General features: G+C 61.9%; 23 protein-coding genes. 6 read left to right on the plus strand and 17 right to left on the minus strand.

Annotated elements, in window-relative coordinates; translation table 11 throughout:
* The first annotated feature begins 31 nt into the window (after positions 1 to 31).
* The 4 genes from OP10G_RS03550 (at position 32) to OP10G_RS03565 (ending at position 3,878) form a co-directional block, all read left to right on the plus strand.
* Positions 32 to 1,207, plus strand: a complete 1,176-nt coding sequence (locus OP10G_RS03550; RefSeq protein WP_025227255.1) for an aspartyl protease family protein — start codon at positions 32 to 34, stop codon at positions 1,205 to 1,207.
* A gap of 7 nt (positions 1,208 to 1,214) precedes the next feature.
* Positions 1,215 to 1,553: a hypothetical protein gene (locus OP10G_RS03555; RefSeq protein WP_038472452.1), complete on the plus strand. Its 339-nt coding sequence runs from the start codon at positions 1,215 to 1,217 to the stop codon at positions 1,551 to 1,553.
* 2 nt (positions 1,554 to 1,555) lie between these two features.
* Complete coding sequence (locus OP10G_RS03560; protein WP_025227253.1) at positions 1,556 to 2,689, plus strand: glutathionylspermidine synthase family protein; 1,134 nt, start codon at positions 1,556 to 1,558, stop codon at positions 2,687 to 2,689.
* Between the two features lie 61 nt (positions 2,690 to 2,750).
* A complete protein-coding gene (locus OP10G_RS03565; RefSeq protein WP_025227252.1) occupies positions 2,751 to 3,878 on the plus strand; it encodes a hypothetical protein in 1,128 nt (375 codons plus the stop codon).
* 22 nt (positions 3,879 to 3,900) lie between these two features.
* On the opposite strand, the gene OP10G_RS03570 is transcribed toward OP10G_RS03565, so the two are convergent.
* Positions 3,901 to 6,351: a polyribonucleotide nucleotidyltransferase gene (locus OP10G_RS03570; protein WP_025227251.1), complete on the minus strand. Its 2,451-nt coding sequence runs from the start codon at positions 6,349 to 6,351 to the stop codon at positions 3,901 to 3,903.
* 13 nt (positions 6,352 to 6,364) lie between these two features.
* Entirely contained in the window at positions 6,365 to 6,646 is a 282-nt protein-coding gene (rpsO, locus tag OP10G_RS03575; RefSeq protein WP_025227250.1) for a 30S ribosomal protein S15, read from the minus strand.
* A 299-nt stretch (positions 6,647 to 6,945) separates the two neighbouring features.
* On the opposite strand from rpsO, the gene OP10G_RS03580 reads away from it, so the two are divergent.
* A complete protein-coding gene (locus tag OP10G_RS03580; RefSeq protein WP_025227249.1) occupies positions 6,946 to 7,611 on the plus strand; it encodes a hypothetical protein in 666 nt (221 codons plus the stop codon).
* A 158-nt stretch (positions 7,612 to 7,769) separates the two neighbouring features.
* On the opposite strand, the gene OP10G_RS03585 is transcribed toward OP10G_RS03580, so the two are convergent.
* From OP10G_RS03585 to hslU, 7 genes are all read right to left on the minus strand, one after another.
* Complete coding sequence (locus tag OP10G_RS03585) at positions 7,770 to 8,450, minus strand: UdgX family uracil-DNA binding protein (protein ID WP_025227248.1); 681 nt, start codon at positions 8,448 to 8,450, stop codon at positions 7,770 to 7,772.
* 75 nt (positions 8,451 to 8,525) lie between these two features.
* On the minus strand, positions 8,526 to 9,158 hold the full coding sequence (locus OP10G_RS03590; RefSeq protein ID WP_052547514.1) for an endonuclease III domain-containing protein: 633 nt from the start codon (positions 9,156 to 9,158) through the stop codon (positions 8,526 to 8,528).
* Positions 9,159 to 9,320: 162 nt separating this feature from the next.
* Positions 9,321 to 10,190 carry a hypothetical protein gene (locus OP10G_RS03595; RefSeq protein WP_025227246.1) on the minus strand — a complete coding sequence of 290 codons (870 nt, stop codon included), beginning with the start codon at positions 10,188 to 10,190 and terminating at the stop codon, positions 9,321 to 9,323.
* Positions 10,191 to 10,277: 87 nt separating this feature from the next.
* Positions 10,278 to 10,826, minus strand: a complete 549-nt coding sequence (locus OP10G_RS23890; protein ID WP_025227245.1) for a DUF2382 domain-containing protein — start codon at positions 10,824 to 10,826, stop codon at positions 10,278 to 10,280.
* An 18-nt stretch (positions 10,827 to 10,844) separates the two neighbouring features.
* The gene (locus OP10G_RS23895; RefSeq protein WP_025227244.1) at positions 10,845 to 11,843 is read right to left on the minus strand and encodes a hypothetical protein; all 999 of its coding nucleotides are present in this window, start codon (positions 11,841 to 11,843) and stop codon (positions 10,845 to 10,847) included.
* A 158-nt stretch (positions 11,844 to 12,001) separates the two neighbouring features.
* Positions 12,002 to 13,408, minus strand: coding sequence for a hypothetical protein (locus OP10G_RS03610; protein ID WP_025227243.1), 1,407 nt, complete (start codon positions 13,406 to 13,408; stop codon positions 12,002 to 12,004).
* A gap of 506 nt (positions 13,409 to 13,914) precedes the next feature.
* The gene (gene hslU / locus OP10G_RS03615; protein WP_227625051.1) at positions 13,915 to 15,306 is read right to left on the minus strand and encodes an ATP-dependent protease ATPase subunit HslU; all 1,392 of its coding nucleotides are present in this window, start codon (positions 15,304 to 15,306) and stop codon (positions 13,915 to 13,917) included.
* Positions 15,307 to 15,473: 167 nt separating this feature from the next.
* Between hslU and OP10G_RS23900 the strand changes: the two genes are divergently transcribed.
* Positions 15,474 to 16,508: an ABC transporter substrate-binding protein gene (locus tag OP10G_RS23900; RefSeq protein WP_025227241.1), complete on the plus strand. Its 1,035-nt coding sequence runs from the start codon at positions 15,474 to 15,476 to the stop codon at positions 16,506 to 16,508.
* Positions 16,509 to 16,593: 85 nt separating this feature from the next.
* On the opposite strand, the gene OP10G_RS03630 is transcribed toward OP10G_RS23900, so the two are convergent.
* The 8 genes from OP10G_RS03630 to kdpB all read right to left on the minus strand — a co-directional run bounded on the left by OP10G_RS03630 (position 16,594) and on the right by kdpB (position 25,303).
* Positions 16,594 to 17,724: a cysteine desulfurase family protein gene (locus tag OP10G_RS03630; RefSeq protein WP_227625052.1), complete on the minus strand. Its 1,131-nt coding sequence runs from the start codon at positions 17,722 to 17,724 to the stop codon at positions 16,594 to 16,596.
* A gap of 59 nt (positions 17,725 to 17,783) precedes the next feature.
* Complete coding sequence (locus tag OP10G_RS03635; RefSeq protein WP_025227240.1) at positions 17,784 to 18,698, minus strand: glycosyltransferase; 915 nt, start codon at positions 18,696 to 18,698, stop codon at positions 17,784 to 17,786.
* A 1-nt stretch (position 18,699) separates the two neighbouring features.
* Positions 18,700 to 19,506 (minus strand): hypothetical protein, encoded by an 807-nt coding sequence (locus OP10G_RS03640; protein WP_025227239.1) that lies wholly within the window; start codon positions 19,504 to 19,506, stop codon positions 18,700 to 18,702.
* Complete coding sequence (locus OP10G_RS23905; RefSeq protein WP_025227238.1) at positions 19,458 to 20,174, minus strand: zinc ribbon domain-containing protein; 717 nt, start codon at positions 20,172 to 20,174, stop codon at positions 19,458 to 19,460. The genes OP10G_RS03640 and OP10G_RS23905 overlap by 49 nt, the downstream gene beginning before the upstream one ends.
* Positions 20,175 to 20,190: 16 nt before the next feature.
* Positions 20,191 to 20,385, minus strand: a complete 195-nt coding sequence (locus OP10G_RS03650; RefSeq protein ID WP_025227237.1) for a hypothetical protein — start codon at positions 20,383 to 20,385, stop codon at positions 20,191 to 20,193.
* A 183-nt stretch (positions 20,386 to 20,568) separates the two neighbouring features.
* The gene (locus OP10G_RS03655; RefSeq protein ID WP_038472464.1) at positions 20,569 to 22,452 is read right to left on the minus strand and encodes an APC family permease; all 1,884 of its coding nucleotides are present in this window, start codon (positions 22,450 to 22,452) and stop codon (positions 20,569 to 20,571) included.
* Between the two features lie 99 nt (positions 22,453 to 22,551).
* Complete coding sequence (kdpC, locus tag OP10G_RS03660) at positions 22,552 to 23,181, minus strand: K(+)-transporting ATPase subunit C (protein ID WP_025227235.1); 630 nt, start codon at positions 23,179 to 23,181, stop codon at positions 22,552 to 22,554.
* Positions 23,182 to 23,194: 13 nt separating this feature from the next.
* Positions 23,195 to 25,303, minus strand: coding sequence for a potassium-transporting ATPase subunit KdpB (gene kdpB, locus OP10G_RS03665; protein ID WP_025227234.1), 2,109 nt, complete (start codon positions 25,301 to 25,303; stop codon positions 23,195 to 23,197).
* Positions 25,304 to 25,344: the final 41 nt, after the last annotated feature.

Below are 25,344 nucleotides of genomic sequence, written 5' to 3' on the forward strand. Positions count from 1 at the left end.
GTAACTGGCAGTTTTATCGTTATTCTTTCTCGTGCCACACCTCGCACTCGCCCTTCTCCTCGGCCTGGCGCCGATCCAGACTCCGATCGCCGAGCTTCCGTTCGAGCTGGTCGGCAACCACATCTATTTGAAAGGCGAGGCGGAGAACCGGCCGATCTCGATCCTGCTCGACTCCGGAGCCGGCATGTCGGTTCTCGACTCGGGAATTGCCGAGCGGTGGAACATTCCTCGGAATAAGAGCGGTTTGCCGGTAACCGGCGCGGGGGCCAAACCGATCCAGGCGCAGATGCTTCAAGGATTCAAGGTCCGATTTGCGGGAACGAAGATCGACCAACCGATCATCATCGGTATCCCGCTGGAACAGCTCGCCTATCTGGAAGGGAGGCCCCTCGAGGCGGTAGTCGGGAATGAGTTCTTTCAAAAGTACGTCGTCAATATCGACTATGCCAATCGCAAGGTGAGGCTGTTCAACCCCGAGGGATACACCTACACCGGCAAGGGGAAGGAACTGTCGATCCGCCTGGTAGGCAACCATCCGCACATCGACGCGGAAATCGAGGTACCAGAGATCGGCAAGCTTCCGGTGGAAGCGGTGATCGACACAGGCGCGGGCTCGAGCGTGAATCTGACCGGCCGTCTAATGGAGGCGCAGAAGCTGGACGGCCATTTCCCCAAGAGTCCGATCGCACCCTCCGGGGCCGGCGTCGGCGGCGCGACGACCGGCCGTCCGGGACGGCTTGGCTCCCTCAGCTTCGGTGGATTCAAGCTCGATCGGCCGGTCGCCTCGATGGAGCTGAGCAACGGCGGAGCCCTCGGCACCGGAGCGGCGTACGACATCCTCATAGGCGGCGACGTGATGCGCCGCTTCGACGTCACTTTCGACTACTCCCGGAAGAAGCTGTATCTTCAGGCGAACGAGGAGTTCATCAAGCCGTTTCCGGGCGACCAGACCGGCTTCCTCATGACGGCCGAGGGGAAGAACCTCCGAACCTACCGGGTCATGTGGGTCTCCGACGGAACTCCGGCCAAGGAGGCGGGCATCCAGGTGGGCGACGTTCTCGTCCAGGTGGACGGCAAACCGGCGGAAACCTATGAGCTGTATCAGCTTAAGAAGCTTTTCCGGGAGCCGGACAAGCAATGGAAACTGGAGCTGGATCGCAACGGCGAACGCAAGAAGATCAACCTGAAAGGCCGTTCGATCGTATGATGGGGGCGTGAAGCGTTCACAATCCGTGCCCGCGGTCTTCGTCGCCGCGGTTGCCGCCTCGTTGGTGGCCGGGTGCTCGTCGGCCGGGCCGACGGAGATCCGGAGATGCGTCGATGCCTCCGGCAACGTCCTTCCCGACCAATATTGCGACCAGCCCGGAATGTACCGCTCCTCCGGAATCCACTATTACGGCACCCCGCACTGGGGATATGGCGGGTCGATGCAAGGAAATGTGCTCCGTGGCTTCGCGGCCTCTCCCTCTTCGGACGCGGAGGTCGTGACCCCAAGTGGCCGCACCATTTCGCGTGGCGGCTTCGGCGGCAGCGGTTCCGGCGGGTTCGGCTAGCCGTGGAGCGCATTGGGATCGATCCCCGCTCGTTTTGGCGCGCAAAGGTCGAGCAGGCTGGGCTGCTCTTCCACACCGAAGGGGACCTTCCCTACTGGAACGAGTCGGCTTACTACCGACTATCGGCAGGCGAGGTCGATGTATTGGAGACCGCAACGAACGAATTGCACGAGATGTGCCTCGCCGCCGTCCAGCACGTTATCGACCACAAGAGATATGCCGAATTTGCGATCCCGCTAAATGCGATTCCTTCTATCGAGTGGGCCTGGGAAGCCGAGCCGCCGTCGCTTTACGGAAGGTTCGACCTCGCCTTTAATGGCGTCGACCCGCCCAAGATGCTGGAGTACAACGCCGACACCCCTACCGCGTTGTTGGAGGCGGCGGTTATCCAATGGAAGTGGCTGGAGGAGCGCTTTCCCGAAGGGGACCAGTTCAATTCCATTTGGGAGGGGCTCGTCGAGCTATGGGGCGAGCTCCGACGGGACCGGCACCTCAAGGGTCCCATTGTCCACTTCGCGTGTTCCGACTCGCTCGAGGACGTCATGACCATCTCCCTCCTCCGCGACACCGCCCACGAAGCAGGAATTCAAACCGAGGGGCTGCTCATGGAGCAGATCGGATGGGACGAGCGGAACCGGTTCTTCGTCGACATGCATGATCGCCGTATCTGGACTATCTTCAAGCTCTACCCATGGGAGTGGCTAATGGCCGACAACTTCGCCACTCAAGCGTTGCAAACCATGTCCGACACCCAATGGATCGAGCCGATCTGGAAGATGATCCTCTCCAACAAAGCGATTTTGTCGGTGTTATGGGAGCTGTATCCCAACCACCCCTACCTACTGCCGGCGTACCTGGATGGTCCGCGGGAGATGACAAGCCACGTGCGAAAGCCAATCCTGGGCCGAGAGGGAGCCAACGTCACCCTATCAGATGGAGAATCCGGCGAGGACCAAGGGTACGGCGAGGAGGGTTTCGTCTACCAGCAACGGTTCGACCTACCTTCATTCGAAGGGAACCACCCGGTCATTGGAAGCTGGGTGATCGACGGAATCGCGCGAGGAATCGGCATCCGCGAGTCGGATGGTCTAATCACAGACAATCTGTCGCGGTTCGTGCCGCACCTCTTTGTCTAAACCGGAAACGGTGCCGTTGCATTCCTCCGTGACCCTGGTGCTGGCGACTCGTTAGACAATCGTGCTTGCCTTGATCGCCTTTGCCGTAGTCAGAGCCTCGATCGTTGGTCCGCGAAACGCGAGGATCGACATCAGCCCCATCCAAGCTTCGAAACCTTGGACCTGGACGGCCAAGAAGGAGAATGAAGCGATTAGGTGCTTCGATTTCCGCGACGGGATCGTGGCATACACCGACACCTCGATCACCTGGCTCGACCCGATAACCGGCCGCGAGAAATGGCATGTCGACCTCCCGAATATTGAGACCAAGACATACATCCGCCTCACCGGGGTTTTCGCCGACCGCCGCCACGTGGTCGTCACCCGACTCACCAAGGACTCGAGCTACTACGAGACCGTCTCAACGTTCGACGCGGGCAACGGAGCGTTACTAGCCAATCGCCGCATCGAGGACGATTACGGGGTGGCGACGATCGACGGCGAGTCGATTCGCCTCTTCGACAAGGGCAAGGCCAAACTCTTCGACCACTTCGGTATGCCGAAAGGGGAGGAGAACAACTTCCCGTGGCCCGGTGGCAAAGACTTCCCATGGAAGGGAAACGTGGTCGTTTACACCGAGAACGAAGATTTCCCCCTCGATTTCGGCGACGCATCGGGGCTTCGTGGGCTAAGGCTGCGAGCCTTGGACGGGCACGATGTCTGGTCTGATCATCTCATGCGAAGGCAGCATGGCGGCGAGATCACGACACTCGACGGTAAACCCGCATCCGATTTTTTCGGCCCGCCCCTCTGCGCCGACGATATCGGCATCTGGACCCGGCATTGGCAAGGAGGGGCAAGCCAACTCGTCCGTCTCCTGCCGTCGGGAGTGATCGACCGGTCGACCAAGCAGCCGTATGTCGAATACCTGGTTCAATGGACGGACCGGGGAATTTACTTCCGCCGCAACGACCAAATCTGGAGATTTGACGGCTCGAATCTAGCCCTCGTCGCGGATATTCCGGTTCCCCGAGAGGGCGAGCCGGGCGAGATTAGCCGGCATGGATTCATTCGTACTCTCCTCATCGAGAAGGGCGGTAAACGCTATTGCCAGCTAAGGCTCGATCCCCTCACCCGAGGCTACTCGGGCAATCTTTTTGGGAAGCGTAAGGAACAAAAACGGCCCACTGAGAAACTCAGTGGGCCGTAGGAGCATGGGCGGGGCTCCGACGCTACCGCCGGGGGCGGAAGCGGGCGTTCATGCTGTCGTCATCCTCGCCGCCGCGATCGCGCTTCGGGAAGCTGCTGGGAACTTCCGGGGCGCTGACCGACTCGGCTACCGGCTCGCTCCGCTGAGGAGCTTCCTCGCGGGGAGGACGATCGCCGCGATCCGGTCGGGGACCACGATCGCCTCGGTCGCCGCCGCGATCTCGATCGCGATAGCCGCCTCGGTCTCCACCGCCGCCACGACCACCACGGTCGCCGCCGCGATCTCGATCTCGGCCGCCGTCGCGACCACCGCGTCCACCGCGATCGCCGCCACCCTGCCCGGGAGGCGGGGGAGTCGCCGTCTCGTTATCCTCGAGACCAGCCAGCGTCTGCTTCACGCCGAGGGCGGTGAGGTTGATTCGGCCCATGCCGTCGACCTCGTGCACCTTGACGTTGAGCTCGTCGCCGATGTTGACGACTTCCTCGATCCGGCCGAACTGCTTGGTGGTGAGGTGCTCTTTCGGCACCATTCCTTCGCGTCCGGGGATGTACTCCACCATCGCGCCACGACCCATGATCCGCGTGACCGGGCCTCGGAACTCGGTTCCGACCGCAACTTCGTCGGTCAGTGCGCGGATGCGAGCGATCGCGTCCTGCACCGCCGCGGCGTTGCTGCCGCCGACGAGCACCCGGCCATCCTGCTGGATGTCGATCGAAGCGCCGGTCTCGGCGGTCATCTTCTTAATAACCGCTCCGCCCGGGCCGATGACGGCGCCGATCTTTTCAGGGTTGATATTGATCGTGGTAACCGTCGGGGCGCTATCGCCGACCGTTTCTCGCGGCGCGGAGATCTCGGCCTCGATGACGTCCAGAATCTTGAACCGGGCGTCCTTTGCCTGAGCGAGGGCTCGGGCGAGAACCTCATCCGGAATTCCGTCCAGCTTCGTGTCGAGCTGGAGCGCGGTGATTCCGTCTCGGGTTCCGGCGACCTTGAAGTCCATATCGCCGCAGAAGTCTTCCATGCCGATGATGTCGGTGAGGACCTTGAAGACCTTACCGTCGGACATGAGACCCATCGCGATACCGGCGACCGGCGCCTTGATCTGGATACCCGCATCCATCAGCGCGAGGGTGGAGCCGCAGACCGACGCCATCGACGTCGAACCGTTGGACTCCAGAACCTCGGAGATGAGGAGCAGCGTGTAGGGGAAATTCGGGTCGTCCAGCGGAATCATCGGACGAAGCGCGCGCTCGGCGAGCGCGCCGTGACCCACTTCGCGTCGGCCGGGGCCGCGCATCGGTCGTACTTCACCGACCGAGTAAGCCGGGAAGTTGTAGAAGTGCATGTAGCGCTTCGGCTCTTCTTCCTCGATGCCGTCCATCGTCTGCGCATCGTTCGGCAGACCGAGCGTCGCAACCGTCATGACCTGCGTCTGGCCGCGGGTGAAGAGGCCGGAGCCGTGCACCTTGGGCAGAATGCCGGCGATCGCCTCGAGTTGGCGAAGTTCTTCGAGACCTCGGCCGTCCGGGCGCTTGTTCTTCTCGAGGATAAGCTCGCGAACCGTCCCTTTGACCACGGTATCGACCGCTTCGGGAAGCTGCTTGAGAAGCTCCGGCTTGTCCTCGAACTTCGGCGTCAACTGCTTGACGACGTCCTTCTTGAGGTCGTCAAGGGCGGACTCGCGAACCGCCTTGTCGCCGTTAAGGAGCGCCTTGGCGATATCCTTGCCTGCATCCTTCTTGATGGTCTTCTTGAGACCCTCGTCGATGGTGTGGAGCGCGACTTCTCGTCGCGGCTTGCCCGCCACCTTCGCGAACTTCTCGAACTCGCCGCAGATGACCTTGATGGCATCGTGCGCGAACTTGAGCGCGACGATCATGTCTTCTTCGGTAACTTCGCTCGCGCCGGCTTCCACCATCGAGATCGCGCCCTTGTGGCCCGCGACGACGAGGTCGAGATCGCTCTCTTTAATCTGCTGGATGCTCGGGAAGAGGATCAGCTCACCGTCGATCCGGCCGACGCGAACGCCGGCGATCGGGCCGTTGAACGGGAGATCGCTTACCGCAAGCGCGGCGCCCGCCGCGTTGATGGCGAGGACGTCGGGAGGACACTCCTGATCGACCGCGAAGGTCATCGCGATGATCTGGAGATCGTGTCGAAGTCCCTTGGGGAACAGCGGCCGGATCGGCCGGTCCATAAGGCGGCTGGTAAGGATCGACTTTTCGCTCGGTCGGCCTCCCCGCTTGATAAATCCGCCCGGGATCTTGCCCACGGCGTACTTGCGCTCTTCGTAATCGCAGACGAGCGGAAGAAAATCTAGCCCTTCTCGGGGCTTCTCGGACATCGTTGCGACGCCGAGGACGACAGTTTCGCCCATTCCAAGCAAAACAGCGCCGCCGGCTTGCCTGGCGACGCGACCGCTTTCGAGAGAGAGGGTCTTCCCTCCCACCTCGAATTCGTGACTATGAATCATTCAGTTGCCTCCGTTACCGGGGCTTGACTTCGCGGATGCCGAGCTTCTTGATCAGCTCTCGGTACTTGACGACGTCCTTGTTCCGGAGATAAGCCTCCAAACGGCGTCGTTTGCCCACCAGGAGAAGGAGCCCTCGTCGAGAGTGGAAATCCTTCTTGTGGGTCTTCAGGTGACCCGTGATCTGCAGAATCCGCGCCTGCAGGATCGCAATCTGTACTTCAGTCGAACCGGTATCACCCGGTTGATGGGCGTACTCGGCGATCGTGCTCGTTTTCAATTCAGGATTCAGCGGCATGCGTAAAGTGTCTAAGCCTCGATAGTCTTGAGGTCGAGGCAGGTCGGCCGCTCAATGCAGCGCCCCTTAAGACGCTCCAGTCAACGGCAAACAGGCCTGGTGACCTCAGCGGATAGTTATACCCGCATTCGAAGTTCCGAATCTACGTCGCGTCCTCCACGGAGCGCGAGCTAAAGCTCGCGCTCGTTTCGCTAGTAACATCCAAGGCTTTCGCCAGCTAACTTCCCCATTTTGACGGCCAAGCGAAACTTAACGTGAATGTCGTACGTTTACGGCACCAGAACGCAGGTGACAAAACAATGATCGCGACCCTTCTTGTAACCGGACTTCTCGTCGCTCCTCGTCAAGACGCTTGGGAGATCAAGCCAACTTTCGCCAAGGATAAGACGATCACTTGGAAGCTCGACATCGACGCCGATCTGGGCGGCAATCAGCATAAGGCGAAGATGGACATGCTCTTCACACCCGGTGAGGCGGCGGAGAACGGCGACCGGAAGACCAAAATCGAGTGGCAGCATGTCGAAATGGACGGCAACGAGCAGGAGCTGCCCGCGAATTGGCAGGCGACCGTCGCCAAAGATGGATCGATTCGAGAGGCGCTCGACCCCGCGGACGACGATTACCGCCGCTTCCTCTCCATCTTCAGCTTCAGCTACCCGGACAAGGCGGTCAAGGTGGGTGATAAATGGACTCTAGACCTAACCCCCAAAGCGAAGGACGCGAAGAAGATGAGCTACACCTTCGAAGCCAAAGAAGTCGAGAAGGTGGGTGGGAAAGAAGCGCTTAAGGTCATAAGCACCCAGAAAGAAGACAAAGGGGACCTCACCTCCGACGGTACTTGGTGGATCGGCCGTGACGGCGCAGTGCTCAAGATGAAACTGGTCGTCAAAAAGTGGATCGTCCCATTCGCCGGCGCCGACGCGTTCGACGCGACGATTATCGGAGAAACGAAAGAAGTCAAGTAGCGAGCGTCGACCTAGGGACTCTAACGCGAAGCGTTGTAGCCGCAGGTTGGCTCGTACCTGCGGGCAGACCCCAAACGATCCTCGTGGTTGGTCATTGTCGAAACATCCTCGCGCAGGTACGAGCCAACCTGCGGCTGTAAGTACTTCGGAAGTTGGGGCTACGCCACATAACCCCGTGGACGCCGATCGACGTTGGCGGCCAACAAACGCAAATCTTCGACAAGCGATTCGCGAGAAGCCTCCCGTAACTCTTGATCGGGCATTCGCAGGATCGCCGAAGGGTGCAAGGTAGCGAGGACATAGGGGGCGAGATCGCTCTCCACGAAGCGGCCGCGGTTTTTGGTCAGCTTGAAGTCCGAGCCCAAGATCGACTGGGCCGCCGTCGCTCCAAGCAGGACCGCTTTCGGCTTGATGCGAGCGAGCTCCGCCTCCAGCCAGGGAAGACAGGCACGGATCTCGCGGGCGTTCGGCTTCTGATGGAGTCGGCGCCCGGCTTGGGGAATCCATTTGAAGTGCTTCACCGCATTAGTGATATAAACGTCGTCACGGGCGATCCCCGCCTCCTCCATTGCAGCCGCCAGCAACTCGCCGGAAGGACCCACGAACGGCCGCCCGGCGAGGTCTTCCTTATCCCCCGGCTGTTCGCCTACGAACATGATCCGGGCGTTAGGACTTCCCTCTCCGAACACCGTCTGCGTCCCCAGCCGCCAAAGATGGCAAGCCCGACAACCCATCGCCGCTTGGCGAACGACTTCCAAATCGGGCGATGGAGGCACGAGGGGAGCAGCCGATCCGTAATACGTCGCGTCGTCCAAAGCGATGTCTTCATCCGGTCGCATAGTTGTTTCGACCGCACGCGATCCTAGATTGTTGTTCGATCGCCAAAACTGGCAAGCTCAGGAAGGTGCTACACGTCACCGATGGGAGGTGACGCCGACCTGGCGGCACATGTCGAGCACCGGGCAGGTGGAACACTTAGGGGCGCGGCCGGTGCATATGTGTTTGCCGAACGGCACGAGCAGGGCGTTGATCTCGATCCAATACTTCTTCGGCAAGATCGCCTCGAGCTGCGTCATCGTTAGCTCCGGTGTCGGCGCCCCCACGTAGCCCCACCGATTGGTGACGCGGTGAACATGGACGTCTACCGCGATCCCTGCTTGGTCGCAGGCGACGCCGAGAGCGAGATTCGCGCACTTAGGGCCGACGCCTCGAAAGGAGGTTAGAACGGCAAAGTCGCAAGGCAATTCTCCGCCAAAGCGTTCTTCCGCAATCTGGGCGATCTCCAGGATTTGCGCGGCCTTCCCCTCGTGAAACGAGCAAGTTCGGATGAGTTCGTCGATCTGGGCGACGGACATCTTCGCGACATCGGCCGCGGTGGGAGCTTGTTCGAAAAGACGGATCGCGGCGGGCAGCGAGACCTCGTCGAGAGTGCGGATGGAAAGTATGCACCCAATGAGCTGGTGGAACGGCGAGCCGAAGCCACGGTCCCTCAACTCGAACATCGCCGCCTTTGGATACGGGCGCACCGCCTCCCGAATGCGGTCCATTGCCACATGTATATCAAATGGGGCTTTTTGCACAGCGATATTGTGGGGCGGGGCCGGTCGTCCGGAGCCCCCTCTCCCTCCTTCGGATGTACGTGCCGAACGAGGGAGAGGGGGTTGGGGGTGAGGGAGTCCGGAAGAGCCGGTCTGGAGACCAGCGGTCCTCTAGTCGATCCGTTTGCCCGTCTTGTCGTCGTACTTGTCACCGGTAAGGGCATCTGCGATCTTCTCGGTAACGCCTCGGGTGTCCGGCGTTCCATCTAAGTCATGGCCTCCCGTCTGAATTCCCGGTTGGTTATTAGGAACTCCCGTTGGAGTGTGGTCCATGTAGTCCACGTCCCGAGGAGGATTGTCCGCGTAGGCGCCTGAGCCAGTGCCGGGGCTTCCTTGAGTGTAACGCCGGACCCTCGCCGCCGTTGCTTCGTCGATCGCTCCCGTCGTCAAGGCGTTTCGCTCCCGCTCGCGGGCGATCTCCTCGTCGGTTAGGACCGGCGCCTCGCTGTCATAGCTGGAGAATCCCTCCTGCCGGTACGACTCCGCCCGGTCTTCGACATTCACCGCCCCGTCCCGGTCGAGAATCCGGTGCGCCTCGTCGGCTCGAGATTCGTCCGCTTCGATCGTCACGATGGTGCCCCCGCGGCGCACGCTCTCGGCATATACGTCCGCCTCGCTCTCCGGAATGCCGAGTCCGATCAGGCCACCCAGGATGCCGCCGGTGGCCGCGCCCGCCGCGCCGCCGGCAATCAGACCGGCGATCGGTCCCGCCGCGATCACGCCCGCTGGAACGAAGATCAGACCCGCGCCGATCAACAACCCCAGCAAACCGCCGACGACCGCCCCCGAAGTGAGTCCGGTAGCGGCCCCTTCACCCGACAAGTTTCCGTCCTCGCGGATATGCGACCGGTAAAGCTCGCCGCGCGGATCGGCGGCGAGCACGCTGACGCGGCGGCGATCGAAGCCGGCGGCGATTAAATCCATGACCGCGGTTTCCGCGGTATCCCGGTCGTCGAACAATCCTACAATTGTGGTTGCCACAGTTTGTTTCTCCTCTTGGTTTTGAAGCGGTCCCGGCAACGCGTGGCCGCAGATGTTGGACCCGGCCCTATTGCCTAGTGTTCGCAACTACGCCAAATGGGCACGATTGGCCGGCTCTTCCACGAAGGCCGAGCTTCGCCCCGGGACGCTCCGGCGGGTTTTGGTAACCCGGATCTCCTCTTTGAGGCGAAGTTTTCGTTGCACGACGAGAAACTCCTCCACCACCGGGATGATCGTGACGTCCCCTTCCTGCCTTACCTCGGGCGCCGTGTCGAGTATTTCGTCCATCGGGACTCGCTCGATCTCGACATCCTCGACCTCCACCATCCGATCGAGATCGGTAAAAGGCGGCGAGGCCAAATCTGGCTGTACTGGTGGTAAATCCATATTCATATCACCTGGTATCGCATGCATGTTCAAGAGATGCGCCGGATGGATCGGCACCGTCGGCAACCCTTCGAACGAGAACCCGACGCGGTAGCCGGTTTCGCCATCGGCGGTTAACGCTTTTCGAGGGACGAGATAAGTCGTTCCCTCGGCATCGACGGCCACGTTGTTCGGCTCCACGACGCGCGTCGTCAGCGTCCCGGTCACCCCCCGCTTGTCGGTTACGAACTTTCGGTCGGAATGTGGCATCTTGAACCCCCTTCTCCCCTAGATGAGCGAAGCTCCGGTGTTGCTCACCCGGGTCCCACCCAGCGACCAGCCGGTTTGGATTGCGTCCCGGTACCGATCCCAGGTTCCCGGATTGCTGCGCTCCCAGAGAGCGCGGGCCTGCGGCTCCGCGGTTTCCCAGGTCAGGCCTCGGAACTCGGCGCGGTGCGCCATTTCATTTCCGAACCGGTACGCCGGCCGGAAGGCGTCGTAAGACGAACCCGACGCCGCGTAGGTGCGGTCGAAGTGAGCTCGGAATTCCGGTTCTATCGAGTCGGGAACGACATAAGTCTCTTCGACTACCGTGGCCCCGCCGGCCGGTGGGACCGTGCTAGTGCTGACGACCGCCGAACCGGGTACGCCCGGATCGGTAACCACCGTCGTCGGAACCGCCGCCGGGACGATTCCTAGGCGGGCGCGCTCCGCAGCCACTTCCTCCGGCGTGTACACCGGCAGGTTCGGATCGTAGGCGGTGAACCCGTTCTGGCGGTAAAGGGCCGCCCGCTCTTGCACGTTCACCGCTCCGGCCATCGCCAGGATCTGCTCCACTCGAAGGCGGTCCGCCTCCTGTACTTCAACGGTGACCATCGTGCCGCCGCGCCGCACGCTCTCGGCGTAAATGTGTGCCTCTTCTTCGGGCAGACCAAGGCCGATCAACGCGCCGAGTAGCCCGCCCGACACCATGCCGACGCCTGCACCCGTGATCAGGCCAGCAAGCGGCCCGGCCACGAGGAAGCCGACCGGCGGCGCCGCCAACGTGGTCGCGCCAACGAGCAGACCGATAAGGCCGCCGACCAAAAGGCCCGAAGTAGCACCGGAAACTGCGCCCGCGCTGGCCAAGTTGCCGGATTGGTCGATCGTCTCCTTGCGGACGACCCCACCCGGGTCGGCCGCGACGACACTGATGTATTGCGTGTCGACGCCCGAAGCGATAAGTTGGCGAACCGCATAGTCCGCATGTGCGTGTGTGTCGAAGAGCCCAACAACGTTAGTAGCCATGTCCTTTCTCCTTTGGAAATCCTGAATCTAAGACCTCGTAACCGATCACGACTTGGACAAGGAGAGGCACGGAACGGGTTCCGACCTTTTGGTGGTGCGCGAAGCGCCTTGGGACTGCGCGACCTCGGTCGCGCTTTGACGCCCCCTATGCGGAGACGTCAACGCCGATGCTTTCCGCCGCGCCGGCGGCCGCCACCACGGCTTGCTCCGTTGGAGACCCGAGAGGCGGTGGGTTGGGAAAGGGAGGAATCGGCGAGGTAATTGGTGCGATAGCGCATCCGGTCGATGATCTCGTACTCGTACTTCGCGAGCTCAGCCAGCGACTTCGGCCGGACGGTGGCGACTACCTCGTTCAGGACGGAGCCTAACGAGGCGATACTGCCGGTATTAACCTTCCGGTCCATCAGGGTGGCCATTCCGGCTTCGGAGCGAATCACGTCGCTCACCTTGCCAGTGACGGTCTGACCTTCCAGGGTGACGGAGATAGGGTCGTCGCCGGGGTAGTACATCGTCTTCGCCGCCTTGATCTGAGCGGCAACGAACGGGTCGCTCCGTTGACCCGCGCGTTGGAAGACTGCGATGTAACGCTTGTCGTCGATGATCTTCTTCGCCGCGTCCGGCCCGTGCAGCTCGGCTCCGGTGGCGAGGTCCAAGACCGCCAGAGAGCCGGTAGGCGTGACGTCGAGGCCGAAATCGCGAAAATCTTTTTGATATTGGGTCGGATTGGCGGCGCGGTAGCTGAGCAGCATTCCTCCCAACGACCCCGCACCTTCTTTCAAGCAAGCAAACTGGATGAACCCGATCGAGACGAAGCCGGTGTCGTACGTGTTAATCGAATCGAAACCACCTTCCAGCATCGAGACCGAGCGCATCACCTTCGCCTCGGCGTCGGAAATCCCCGCGAGGCGGAAAAGGTGATCGAGGCGATCCGAAGGGATGGACTTTACGGCCGTCCCCCCGGATGCGACCCCTTGGCCATACCGGTAGTACGGATAGCGCTGATTCCAGATCCGGAAGTTGTCCTGGTAGGTCAGGCTTGCATCGTCGAATCGGATGTCGTGCTGCATCGGAACGACCGCCGCCGCAAACGCGGGAGGATTTCCGGCAAGAGCAGCGAGGGTCGGGGGGATTGGCCCCGGATCGGCGGGTTCCGTGGCTGGAGTGTCTTTATCCACCACCGGTAACGGTTTGCCAAGCACCTTCTGGTTACTGCGGATTGCCTGTTGCCAGGCCAGCCATCGGTCTCGGGCGATGCGGGCGGAGACCCAAGCCTCCCATCCTTTCTGCTCGTCGTTGGCGGGCTGCGCGTCGGCCGTCGGCGGCGCGCTTACCTTGCGCGCCTTGTTGTAATTCCACAGCCAAGTCGACCCTTCCGGAGTGAGCCGCACCTGCCACAGCCCCCTTTCCAAGGCACTGTCGGGGATCGATACGGTGTACCGATTCGGGTCGCTCCAGTACCGGAGAACGGCGTCCCTCTCATCCGGCGTAAAAACCGACTCAACCTGGGTCTGCGCGGCCCCAATGGCGCTTAGCGAAGCGATTAGTACAACAGCTCGAAGTCGCATCCTTGCTTTCCTCTTGGCTGGTTGTACCAGTTCCGCAGAGGAAAGGGGCAATTTTCGCAATTCCAGCGTGGCGCTGTCTTTGTGTCCATTTGCAGATTAGCTTGACCTTTCCCTTCTCTGGGTTGACCATAGCCTGTGGCTTTACAGCCAATCTCTAAACTCTGGAACCCAATGTAGTTGCCAAACCCCGCATCAGCGCTGAAAGCGCGAACTCCTACAGCGAAGGGCCTAGCGGAGCGGAGCCCCTGGGTAGAGGCGCCGACAAACCTCCGAGCCCTGAAAGTGGCGACCTCATTCGTCGCCGTCCCTTCCGCTAAAGGCCGCAGGCACCCGGTACGCATACCCGGCCTCGGGCAAACAAATGTTCTTAATGACCATCGGACCGGAGGTCCTCAGACATCACCGGTCAAACATCAAACATCACTTTCCGGACTCCCTCACCCCCAACCCCCTCTCCCTCGTTCGGCACATACATCCGAAGGAGGGAGAGGGGGCTCCGGATGGGGTTACAAAATCGAACGGTTGGTGACCGCTTCGCGGACAAATGGGGCTAAGCGGCGCTCGACGAGAGCGGCGTCGAAGCGGACGTTGACCGCGGTCTCAGGGGCGTCGAATAGCTCTGGTTCGAGGAGGCGCTCCATCATGGTGTGAAGTCGGCGGGCGCCGATATTCTCCGTCTTCTCGTTCACCTCGGCGGCCATCTTGGCGATCTGGTCCATGGCATCGGCAGAGAACGAGATGTCCACCCCTTCCACCGCCAACAGCTTCACGTACTGCTTCGTCAACGCATTCTTCGGCTCGAGAAGGATGCGGCGGAAGTCGTCTTGGCTCAGGCTTTCTAGCTCCACTCGGATCGGGAGGCGTCCCTGAAGCTCCGGAATCAAGTCGCTCGGCTTGGACATATGGAACGCGCCGGCGGCGATAAAGAGAATGTGGTCGGTGCGGATCGAACCGAACTTAGAGGCGACGGTTGACCCTTCGATGATCGGCAGCAGGTCGCGCTGAACCCCTTCCCGAGAGACGTCGGGACCGCTTCCGCCCGACTTTCCCGCCACCTTGTCGATCTCGTCCAAAAAGATGATTCCCGACTGCTCGGCCCGGTTGATCGCCTCGCGCTGGATGCTGCTCCGGTCGACCATCTTCTTCGACTCTTCCTCGATCAACACCTCGCGGGCTTCGCGAACGTAGCTCTTGCGAGTCGAGTGCTTGGTTCCGCCGAACGCCCCCCCGAGCTGGTTCGTGTCGATCCCCATCTCCTCCATGCCGCCCGGCGTGAAGACTTGGAGGAACGGGTTGTTCGACTCCTCGACGTCGATCTCGACCATCCGGTCGTCGAATTCACCCGATCGGAGCTTCGCCCGGATCTCCTCCCGGCGCTGCTCTCGCTCCCTCTCCTCAGCTTCCCAATCGACCTCTTCGGGCTCTTCCTGGCCGGTGAAGACGCTGGTCTGATATCGGTTCCACACGGCGGGCGTGTCGTCGAGCATCTCCACGAGGCGGTTCTCCGCCTCCCGCTCGGCATCCTCGCGCACCGCTTCGTACCGTTCCTTCTCGACAAGCCGCACGGCGACCGAAACAAGGTCGCGAACCATCGATTCCACGTCGCGGCCGACGTAACCGACCTCGGTGAATTTGGTCGCCTCAACCTTGACGAATGGGGCGCGGGCGAGCTGGGCAAGACGCCGCGCGATCTCGGTTTTGCCGACGCCGGTCGGGCCCATCATGAGGATGTTCTTCGGCAGTACGTCCTCGCGTTCCGCTTCCGGTAGCTGCTGTCGGCGGTACCGATTTCGGAGAGCGACGGCGACCGCGCGCTTAGCGGCGTTCTGGCCGACAATGTACTTATCCAACTCCGCCACGATTTGGCGCGGAGTCAGGTCCTCAATGGGCAGGGGCATGGGTGAAAGGTACCTGAGGGGGCTCGGCGTTGAGGCGTTGGGCGTTAGGCGTTGGGACACAGCCTCGTTAGCAGAATGGAACTAAATGGGGTTAACGCCCAACGCCTCAGCGCCTAACGCCCCAACGCCTTCCGCCTTCCGCCTTCCGAAAGCCTTACAATCTCCTCATGCTCGCGCTTCTTGCAGTTGCCGTTCCTATCCGCATCGCCGCGGCGTTCAACCTTAGTGGATCGATGGCGTCGGTGGATGCGCCGGGGTGGCGGGGGATGCGGCTGGCGGCGGAAGAGATCAATCGCGGAGGCGGAGTTCATGGAAGGCGCATCGAGCTGGTCCTAGTGGACGGCAAGAGCAATCCGCAAGGGCTCGGGCGGCAAGTGGACCGGTTGCTCGCCAAGGGCGGCATCGACGCCGTGGCCGGACTTTACGATTCGGATTTCGCGCTTCCGGTCGGACGGGCAGCCCAACGCCATCGGGTTCCATTCGTGACCTCCGGTGCGACGCTGCCCGGTCTGACGAAGAAGATCGGCGACTATGCGTTTATGGCTTGTTACCAAGACGACCAGCAAGCCGCCGCCATGGCGGACTTCGCTCGCAAGGTGCTTGGAGCTCGGGATGTCGGTGTATCGACCGACAACAGGTACGACTACCCGCGGGCGATTTCCTCCGGTTTTCAACGCGAGTTCCGAGCGATGGGAGGGACGACTTCTAGGTGGGGCGGATATGCTCCCGAGGCGGCGTACTTCGCCCAAATGCCGGCAATGGCCGGCCCGCTCGTGAAGCAGGCGCGCAAGGGCGGCTTTGCCGGTCCAATTCTTTCCGGGGACGGATTCGACACCCCGGACCTCGCCCGAATCGCCGGAGCTGACGCCAGAGGCGTCTACTTCACCACCCACGTCGCCTACGACCACCCCGAGCCACGCATCCGATCCTTTGTAAACGACTACGAAAAGCGGTGGGGCCACCGGCCGCTCTCCGCGTCGGCCGCCTTGGCCTACGATTCGTTGCGGCTCGTCGCCGATGCCGAAGCTCGCCGGGGCCGAGGCTCCTTACACGCCGCCCTCGCCGCCACCCGCGGATTTGTCGGCGTCACCGGCACGATCTCTTACTCCCAGGGCTCCCGCGAGCCGCACAAGCCGATCACCATAGTCCAGCTCGTAGACGGCCGCCCCGTTTACGAGTCAGAAATCATGCCCGGCAAGTAAGTGGCACTGGCATCTTGCCAGTGGGTCCCAAGGGCTTCCAGCCCTTGGCCCCTTAACACGACCAGGACGGTCGTGACACACGGGCTTAGCCTCTAAAGCGACGCAAGACCCCGTCGATCCTTTCAGCGGCCTCGTCGAGCTGACACAGCTCGGTGCCGGCCCCCATGGTGAGCCGGATCCCCTCCCGGGCCTCGCCATGCGAGTACCCGCAGGCCAGTAAAACGTGGCTCGGTTCTATCGAGCCGCTGCTGCAAGCCGCTCCGCTACTCGCGCTGATTCCGACTCTGTCCAGCGCGATCAAGAGCGTCGACGCGTCGATGCCCGGGAACCGAACGTGGACATGGCTACTTAGGAAGGGGCCATGGACAACCGTGCGAACCGCGCCTAAGCCCTCCAGCCGGGTCAGGAGCCGTTCGCACCACTCTGGGTCGATCGACGCGGGTTGCTGACGCACCGCCGCACCGAATCCGGCGATGGCGGCCACATTCTCCGTCCCGCCCCGAACCTCGCGCTCTTGACCACCGCCCCCCACAAGGGCCTTGATCTTCGTCCCCGCGCGAACGTACAACGCGCCCGTCCCTTTCGGCCCGTTCACCTTGTGGGCGGACACTGAGACCAGATCCGCCCGGAGGTCGTCCACCGACCACTTGAGCGGAATCGCGTCCGGCCGCCGAAACGTCTGCACCGCGTCCACGTACAGCCGGGCGCCACAACCATGGACCAGGTCGGCAATTTCAGCGATCGGGTTGATCGATCCCAACTCGTTGTTGGCATGCATCACGCTGGCGAGCAAGACGTCCGGACCGAGTTTTCGCCCCAGATCGGCCATGTCCAGCCGCGCCTCACGGTCGACGCCCACCAGCTCGACCGAATATCCGAGTCGCCGAAGTACATCGGCGGTATGCAGCACGCAATGGTGCTCGGCCGCGCCGAGCAGCACCCGATTCCGTGCCGGATCTTCGTTCCCCAGCGCGAGCCCGATGATCGCCAGGTTTGCCGCCTCGGTGCCGCCGGAAGTGAAGATCACTTCGGCGAAGAGGCAGCCCAGCGCCTCGCTCACCGCCTCGCGAGCGGAGTCGATCGCCTCCTTCGCCTGCCGCCCCTCTTGATAAAGCGAGCTCGCGTTCCCTGCGTTCAGCCAAGGCGTCATCGCCTGCCGCGCCGCTTCCGAGAGCGGCGTGGTCGCGGCGTGATCCAAATAAATGCGTTGATGCAAGGCGTTCGGTGTTCGTAGCATCGGCACCCTGCCGATGAACCCTGGGCGTATGGGCGAGGTTACAGCATCTTTCGGAATGTCTTGGGGCCGAGGAACGTGGCGATCCAGCGGGCGTAGGACTTCCATCGGAGAGGGTCGAGCCGAATCGAGCGAAGGTACGCGGCCCGACCGGCGGCGGGCTCCCCGTTCAAGGTCAAAATTGTTCCCAGAGCGGCCTGATTGAACGCCTTCGCGCGCCGAAGGTCGTCGGCCGGAAATCGGTCCCCAACCTCCTCTAGCCGCTCGGCGATCCATTCGCGCAGCTTCTGGTCGTCGCGCCATATCCGTTCGAGTTTATGGGAGGCGTTGGCGCCGTGGACCCGGTACATCGTCAACGGTTCGTCCACGAACCCGACGAGCCATCGCTCGGCGATCCGAAACCACATCTCCCAGTCGCCGGAGCCGAAGTAATCGCGATTGAATCCGCCCAATTGGTCGAAGCATGCTCGCCTTGCCAGCGCCGCGCTCGCGATGATTTTATTCTCGTAGACCAGGCCGAGCAGGATGTCGCCGGTATCGAATCGTGGAAAAGCGAAGCCGAGCGGATTCCCGGCGGTACGATTTCCGGAGCCGTCGATGAAGTAGCCGCCGGTGTGCACCAGCCCCACCTCCGGGTGAGCGTCCAAGAGCTCCACCTGACGACGCAGCTTCTCCGGCTCCCAAAGGTCGTCGTCGTTCAAGACGGCAATAAGCTCGCCGCGCGCCAGCCGCAGGCCGACGTTCAGCGTCTCGTACGTTCCCAGGTTCGTCTCATTGAAGACGCACCGGATATCCGGCTGATCCCGGAGCCACTCCCGCGTACCATCGGTCGATCCATCGTCGATCGCGAGGATCTCGAAGTCTCGAAACGTCTGCGCCCGCACCCCCTCGAGAGCCGCCGGAAGGTAGCTCAGATGGTTGTAGCAGGTCAGCAGGATCGTGACGCGGGGAGCCATGTTACGGGCGCTGCACCTCGACCGTCCACCCGACGATGTCGAGATCCGGATCCGCGCAGTCTCCCGTCGGCTCAAGGTCCGACCCGGGCAGGCCACCCGCGTTTCCGTACGTCAGATTTGACCGCAGGTCGATCTTGATGAACTGGTTCGGTCCGCCGGGGCTCCGGTTGTCGCCCAGCGAGTCGATCACCCGATTTCCCGCCCCCTGGTTCGAGAGGCGGTTCATGGTGAGGAAGTTCAGTTGGAGAGCTTGGGGATTCGCGTTGCTGTTCAGCGTATCCGGGATCTGGTTGATGTAGAGCGTGAACGCGAGCGTATTGCTCGAACCGGGGGTGACCGGCTCGAAGGTCACGATTCGCTGATCGGTCACCTGCGTCCAGTGCGCGAGGTTGATTAAGTTCGACGGGTCGGTTGGATTGGGAATCTCCGCCGCGGTGGCGAAGCGGTAAAGCGAGAACGGCTCGATCTGCGAAGTCAGCGCGTTGAACTCGACGAAATGGGTCGGCGATCCCGCCATACGCCCGTTCGGGCTGCTCGAGTCCAGGGTTGGCGACGGCACCTTCGCTTGGTCGGTCGTCGGGTTCGGGTCCGCACTCGACCGGATCGCCACATCGTAAACGTAATTTGGATTGATCGTCCCCGCGACCTGGACGCGGATGATCACCTTGGTCACATTGGAGTTCGCCGCCGGATTGCTCGGAAACTTGGCGCAACCGGCAAGCAGGGATACCGCCGCGATCGCCAGTATCGAGCGACGCTTCAGATCGCCCCTGTTGTGAAATACAGAATTCGGTGGCAAGCTTCGCATGTCGCTAATTTGTCCTCTCTCAGGGCCTGCAACGTTCGCTCCGCGATGTTTGTTCCGCATCCTCCGCAAGAAGATCCGTTCACTTCCACCATCGCAATACCGCCCGATTTCTGACGAAGCCCCTCGTATTTGGCCAACAAGATCGGTGAGATCCCCTTCACCGCTTCCGGCCGGGCGGCGGTTAACCGCGCGAATTCTTGTTCGAGCGCGGTCTTGTCCAACACAGCCTGTTTCTTTCGGGCGGCAAGTCGGGTCTTTGCATCCGCGATGCGATCCTCGATCTTCTTCGCCTTGGCTTGGGCGGGGGGGACCAGCTCGAATAGCTCCAGCAGCCGCTCGTCTTCCCGGTCACGCTGTCGCTTGAGCGACTCGATCTCCCGCTCCATGTTCTCGATCTCGCGCGAGCTTGCCAGCTTGCCGCCGTACATCTCCTTAGAGAACTTCTGGAGCTTGTCTTCGATGGTCTTCTGCCGCAGCTCTAGATCGCGCTGTTCGGCGTGGAGAGCGTGGGCTTCCCCGCCGACTTCGGCAAGCAAAGTCTCCAACTGCTGAATCTCGGCCTGGATTTTCTGTCCGACATCCAGCACTCCCGCCCGCTTTCGGATCTCCACCAAACCGGTATCGATGCGGGCCAACTTCCAAAGACGCTGTAGCTCGGCCGAGGCCATATCCTGAGCGTACCCCTCAGAGGTTGCCTGAGTCGTTCTGTGCCTTCTTCAGCCGCTCGCGGGTTTCCTTGTCCTTTTCTTGAGCGGCCTTGAAGAACGCGGCGCCCATGATAGTGATCCCGATGAGGAAGAGAAACGCGATCACGATCAGCACCAATCCACCCGGGTTGTGCAAGTCGACAAATCCGGCATTCGACTCTTTCGGTCCCATGTCCGTAGTGTAGCTCTCGGGGCAATTGCCGGAACGGTAAAGGTTGCACGCCTGACCTCGAGTTCTTAGCCGGTCCGGTCCGCTTTGCTTCCTCCTAAGAAACTCAGGAAAAGATTGGTTGGCGACGGGCGGGACGCCCGGGGTCCGGGTGGCGGACGGGACGTCCGCGCTCCATCCGCCTCCCTATGAAAGAAAATACCGGGGGTTGGCGACGATGACTCCGGGGCGGCGGGCCATGGCTACTTTGAGCTGCTGGGCGACGTTCTCGGCGAGGAGGCGCTGGTACCACTTGGTGCTTACCGCTTCCGCCACGATCACGGTGATGAGCATGTTCGGATTCTTGGCGCGCAGGTCGTCGACGAAGTCGGTGAGCGGCTGGATCAAGGATCGGTACGGGGCGGGCAGTACCTCCAGCGCAACATCCGGAGCGTAGATCGCCCACTGTCGCTGCACTTCGAAGATTCCTTTTTCGTTGATCGGCACGTGCACCGCGCGGATCTCCCCTTTCATTTGCCGCGCGTACTGCAGCGCCGACAAGACTCCCCGGTGGACTCTCGGCACTAACAACAGCGCGATATGCCCCGTCACATCCGGCGGCGGCTCCGAGACGGCGAGCTGGCGGGTGATCGAGGCGTAGCGGCGGTTGATGGCGATAAAGGTGACGTAGATCATCGGAATCAGCACCACCACGATCCAAGCCCCCTCGAGGAACTTGGTGAAACCGATGATGACGGTCACCACGAAGCAGAGCGTCGCACCGATTCCGTTGATCACTGCACTCCGGAGCCAGCCCGGCCGCCTCTCCTTATGCCAGTGCACCACCATGCCCACCTGAGACAAGGTGAACGCCGTAAAGACCCCGACCGCGTAAAGCGGCAGCAAGCTGTCGAGCTGACCGTTGAACACCACCACCAGGGCCGCCGCCGCGATAGCCAGGACGACGATGCCGTTGTGGAAGACGAGCTTGTCCCCCAGTCTTGCGAGGTACCGCGGAAGGTAACCGTCACGGGCAATGAGGCTCGCCAGCCGCGGAAAGTCCGCAAAGGCGGTATTCGCGGCGAGAATCAGGATGAGCGCCACGAAGATCAGGAGCGTGTAGAACCCGACGCTGTTTTGGCCGAAGGCAAAGGCCGCCACCTGGGCCGTCAGGGTGAGGTACTTGGGGCTGTTGCTCTCGTGGATCGAGAAGTGAGCGTAATGTTCCGGGAGGTGGAGGGCGACGTAACCGAGCCCGAGGAACAGGAACGCGAGGAGGCACGACATGATCGTGAGAGTCTTCGCGGCATTCTTGCTCTCCGGCGCCTTGAACGCCTGGACGCCATTGCTCACCGCCTCGATACCGGTAAGGGCGGCGCATCCAGCCGAGAAGGCACGGAGGACGATGAACCACCGCATCGCATTCGCTTCTTTACCGATGAGGTCGCTCTCGACATGAAACGGGATCACGGGTGTGTGACCGAGTGCCCACGCGCCGGCCACGATCACAGCCGCCATCGCGAGCACGAACCCGTAGGTGGGGATCGCAAACAGCGTTCCCGACTCCTTCAACCCGCGCAGGTTGGCGAAGGCGACGATCGCGATGCACAGGATCGATAGCGTTACCGTGGCGTCCGGTACGTGCTGCCGGATGGTCGGGAACGCCGACAAAATCGCCGCCACCCCGGCGGCGACCGAGACGGCAACCGTCAGGATGTAGTCGATCAGCAACGCCGCCGCCGCGACGAGGCCCGGGCCGGCGCCAAGGTTTTCGGAAGCGACGATGTACGAACCGCCCCCGCTAGGATAGGCGTGGATCGTCTGCCGGTACGACATGCTGACGAACGCGATCAGCGCCACGATCGCCAACGAGATCCAGATCTGCAGATGCAGCGCGGACGTCGATAGGTAGATCAGGATCAGCATGATCGCCTCGGTGGCGTACGCCACTGAGCTGAGCGCATCGGAGCTGAAGACCGGCAGGCCCAGGAACGGCGATAGCCGCTCGTGATGGGCTCGAGAATTTGGAATCGGCGCCCCGAGGAGGGCGCGGCGCAAGCGCTGTCGAACTGACGGGCGAGGTTCGCTCATAACATGCGCGGCATCGACACTTACGGAACGTCGTCGGTCCGCCGTTCGAGCGCGCTATAGAAAGGATGAATGCTCCCGATTGGCGTTAGCGTAAGGATTTCATAAGGATTGCTTCCCATCCAGCGCCAGGTTTAGCTTGAGCACGTTCACCGCCGGTTCGCCAAAAAAGCCGAGGAAGCGCGAATCCGTGTTCTCGTCGACCAGGCGGCGGACCTCTTCCACTTGCATCTTTCTCGATTTCGCCACTCGGGCCGCCTGGAGGTAGGCGTTCGCGGGGCTGATGTGGGGGTCGAGGCCGCTGGCGCTCCGGGTTGCCGCGTCGGCCGGGATCTCGGCATCTACCGGAAGTCCGTTCTCTTCCCGATACGCCTTCGCCAGATCCTTGATCCCGTCGAAATTTCCGGGGTCGTCCTTACCGTCCGCCGTCTTTTTGTGGATGCCGTTCACGAGCTTGTCGCTCGTCGGTCCCAGGTTGGTTCCGGACGAGTTGTTGGCATCGTAGCCGCTACCGGCCGCCGAGGGGCGGGGGTGGAAATATTCCGGCTTCGTGAAGTTCTGGCCGATTAACGTTGAGCCGACGACTTGGCCGTTCCGGACGATCAGGCTGCCGTCCGCCTTGTCCCTGAGCCCCGGAACTTGGCCGATCCCGTACATCAAGAGCGGGAACCCAAGGCCCGTGAAAACCACGAACAAGAAGGTCAATACGATTACGGGTCGAAGATGATTCATCTGAGTTGGTGCCTTAGGCAAGGTGGAGGGCCACAAGGATCCGGTCGATGATCCAGATTCCAGGGAACGGGACGACGATTCCGCCCAAGCCGTAAATCAGTAGGTTGCGGCGAAGAATTTGCGCGGCATTCGCGGGGGTGTACTTCACGCCTCGCAGAGCGAGCGGGATCAGCGCGACGATGATCAGGGCATTGAAAATCACCGCCGCCAGGATCGCGCTCTGTGGGTTCGAGAGGCCGATGATGTTGAGCGCCTTCAACTGAGGGTAAGTCACGATGAACATCGCGGGAATGATCGCGAAGTACTTCGCCACATCGTTCGCGATCGAGAACGTGGTGAGCGATCCTCGAGTCATCAGGAGCTGCTTGCCGATCTCCACGACCTCGATCAGCTTTGTCGGGTTGGAGTCGAGATCGACCATGTTTCCCGCCTCTTTGGCCGCCTGCGTGCCGGTGTTCATCGCCACTCCGACGTCGGCCTGGGCGAGCGCGGGAGCATCGTTGGTCCCGTCCCCGGTCATCGCTACGAGGCGCCCGCCCGCTTGTTCCTGCCGGATGTACGCGAGCTTCTGCTCGGGGGTCGCTTCGGCGAGGAAATCGTCAACCCCGGCTTCCGCAGCGATGGAGGCGGCCGTGAGAGGGTTGTCCCCCGTGATCATCACCGTCTTGATCCCCATCGATCGAAGCTGATCGAACCGCTGCTTCATCCCACCCTTAACGATGTCCTTGAGCTGAACCACACCGAGAATGCGAGCGCCGTCGGCCACCACGAGCGGGGTTCCGCCTCCCTTGGCAACCTCGTCCACTTTCGCCTGCACCGCATCCGGCATCGAACCGCCCGTCTCGATGGCGAACCTCTTCACGGATTCGGCTGCCCCTTTTCGTACCTCGCGCCCGCCCACGTTCACGCCCGACATTCGGGTCTGGGCGGTGAACGGAACGAACTCCATCCCTTCGGCGTGCCGCTCGCGGATGTTGTGCCGCTCCTTGGCCAGAACGACGATGGAGCGCCCCTCCGGAGTTTCGTCGGCCAGCGACGAGAGTTGGGCCGCATCCGCAAGCTCGGCGTCCGTCACTCCTGGCGCGGGGAAGAAGGCGGTCGCCTGCCGGTTGCCGATGGTGATGGTGCCAGTCTTATCGAGCAAGAGCGTGTTGACGTCTCCCGCCGCCTCGACCGCCTTGCCGCTCATCGCAAGCACGTTGTGTTGCATCACCCGGTCCATGCCGGCGATGCCGATCGCGCTCAACAATCCGCCGATCGTGGTCGGGATTAGGCACACGAGGAGGGCGACCATGACGGTAATCGTGGGTACCGATCCTTGGCCCGCCTGGTCAACCGAGAAGTGCGCGAAAGGTAGAAGAGTGACGGTGGCGAAGAGGAAGACGATGGTCAGGCCCGCCAAGAGGATCGACAGGGCGATCTCGTTCGGCGTCTTCTGGCGCTGGGCCCCTTCCACGAGAGCGATCATCCGGTCGAGGAACGACTCGCCAGGGTTGGCGGTGACCCGGACGACGATTCGATCGGAAAGTACGCGCGTGCCGCCAGTTACGGCGCTTCGATCTCCGCCCGATTCCCGAATGACCGGCGCCGACTCTCCAGTAATTGCAGATTCGTCGACCGAAGCGATCCCCTCCACGATCTCGCCGTCGGCCGGAATTTGGTCGTTCGTTTCGCAGACAAACAGGTCGCCGCGCCTCAGATTGGGCGCCGGGACCAGCTCTTCGCGACTTCCACTCAGCTTGCGCGCCATCGTGTTGGTACGGGCTTTTCGGAGCGAGTCGGCCTGCGCCTTCCCCCGCCCTTCCGCCATTGCCTCGGCAAAGTTGGCGAACAGCACCGTGAACCAGAGCCAAACCGAGATCTGCCCCGAAAACCCCGCGTTCCCGGTGTGGGTGACGAGGTCCCGGATAAAGAAGTAAGTCGTAACGACGCTGCCGACCTCGACGACAAACATCACCGGGTTCTTCGCAACCAGCCGCGGATCGAGCTTGAAGAACGATTCTTTCACCGCTCGGCGCAGGATGGTTGGGTCAAAGAGGCTGCGCGGCCCGTTCTTAGGCCGATTAGTTTCCGGACTTGGAGCCGGCGAGGAGCCGGCTTGGGGGGTTAGAAGAGTAGCCATTTATTAGCTCCAATCGGGCGGAAGGGATTCACCTGCCCCAG

The organism is Fimbriimonas ginsengisoli Gsoil 348 (assembly GCF_000724625.1).
GTDB classification, from domain to species: Bacteria; Armatimonadota; Fimbriimonadia; order Fimbriimonadales; family Fimbriimonadaceae; genus Fimbriimonas; species Fimbriimonas ginsengisoli.

Coding starts and splice junctions, on each gene's coding strand:
- OP10G_RS03570 (WP_025227251.1), bottom strand. CDS start 6,351: ATGATTCATAGTCACGAATTCGAGGTGGGAGGGAAGACCCTCTCTCTC.
- rpsO (WP_025227250.1), bottom strand. CDS start 6,646: ATGCCGCTGAATCCTGAATTGAAAACGAGCACGATCGCCGAGTACGCC.
- OP10G_RS03580 (WP_025227249.1), top strand. CDS start 6,946: ATGATCGCGACCCTTCTTGTAACCGGACTTCTCGTCGCTCCTCGTCAA.
- OP10G_RS03585 (WP_025227248.1), bottom strand. CDS start 8,450: ATGCGACCGGATGAAGACATCGCTTTGGACGACGCGACGTATTACGGA.
- OP10G_RS03590 (WP_052547514.1), bottom strand. CDS start 9,158: ATGGACCGCATTCGGGAGGCGGTGCGCCCGTATCCAAAGGCGGCGATG.
- OP10G_RS23890 (WP_025227245.1), bottom strand. CDS start 10,826: ATGCCACATTCCGACCGAAAGTTCGTAACCGACAAGCGGGGGGTGACC.
- OP10G_RS23895 (WP_025227244.1), bottom strand. CDS start 11,843: ATGGCTACTAACGTTGTTGGGCTCTTCGACACACACGCACATGCGGAC.
- OP10G_RS03610 (WP_025227243.1), bottom strand. CDS start 13,408: ATGCGACTTCGAGCTGTTGTACTAATCGCTTCGCTAAGCGCCATTGGG.
- hslU (WP_227625051.1), bottom strand. CDS start 15,306: ATGCCCCTGCCCATTGAGGACCTGACTCCGCGCCAAATCGTGGCGGAG.
- OP10G_RS23900 (WP_025227241.1), top strand. CDS start 15,474: ATGCTCGCGCTTCTTGCAGTTGCCGTTCCTATCCGCATCGCCGCGGCG.
- OP10G_RS03635 (WP_025227240.1), bottom strand. CDS start 18,698: ATGGCTCCCCGCGTCACGATCCTGCTGACCTGCTACAACCATCTGAGC.
- OP10G_RS03640 (WP_025227239.1), bottom strand. CDS start 19,506: ATGCGAAGCTTGCCACCGAATTCTGTATTTCACAACAGGGGCGATCTG.
- OP10G_RS23905 (WP_025227238.1), bottom strand. CDS start 20,174: ATGGCCTCGGCCGAGCTACAGCGTCTTTGGAAGTTGGCCCGCATCGAT.
- OP10G_RS03650 (WP_025227237.1), bottom strand. CDS start 20,385: ATGGGACCGAAAGAGTCGAATGCCGGATTTGTCGACTTGCACAACCCG.
- OP10G_RS03655 (WP_038472464.1), bottom strand. CDS start 22,452: ATGAGCGAACCTCGCCCGTCAGTTCGACAGCGCTTGCGCCGCGCCCTC.
- kdpC (WP_025227235.1), bottom strand. CDS start 23,181: ATGAATCATCTTCGACCCGTAATCGTATTGACCTTCTTGTTCGTGGTT.
- kdpB (WP_025227234.1), bottom strand. CDS start 25,303: ATGGCTACTCTTCTAACCCCCCAAGCCGGCTCCTCGCCGGCTCCAAGT.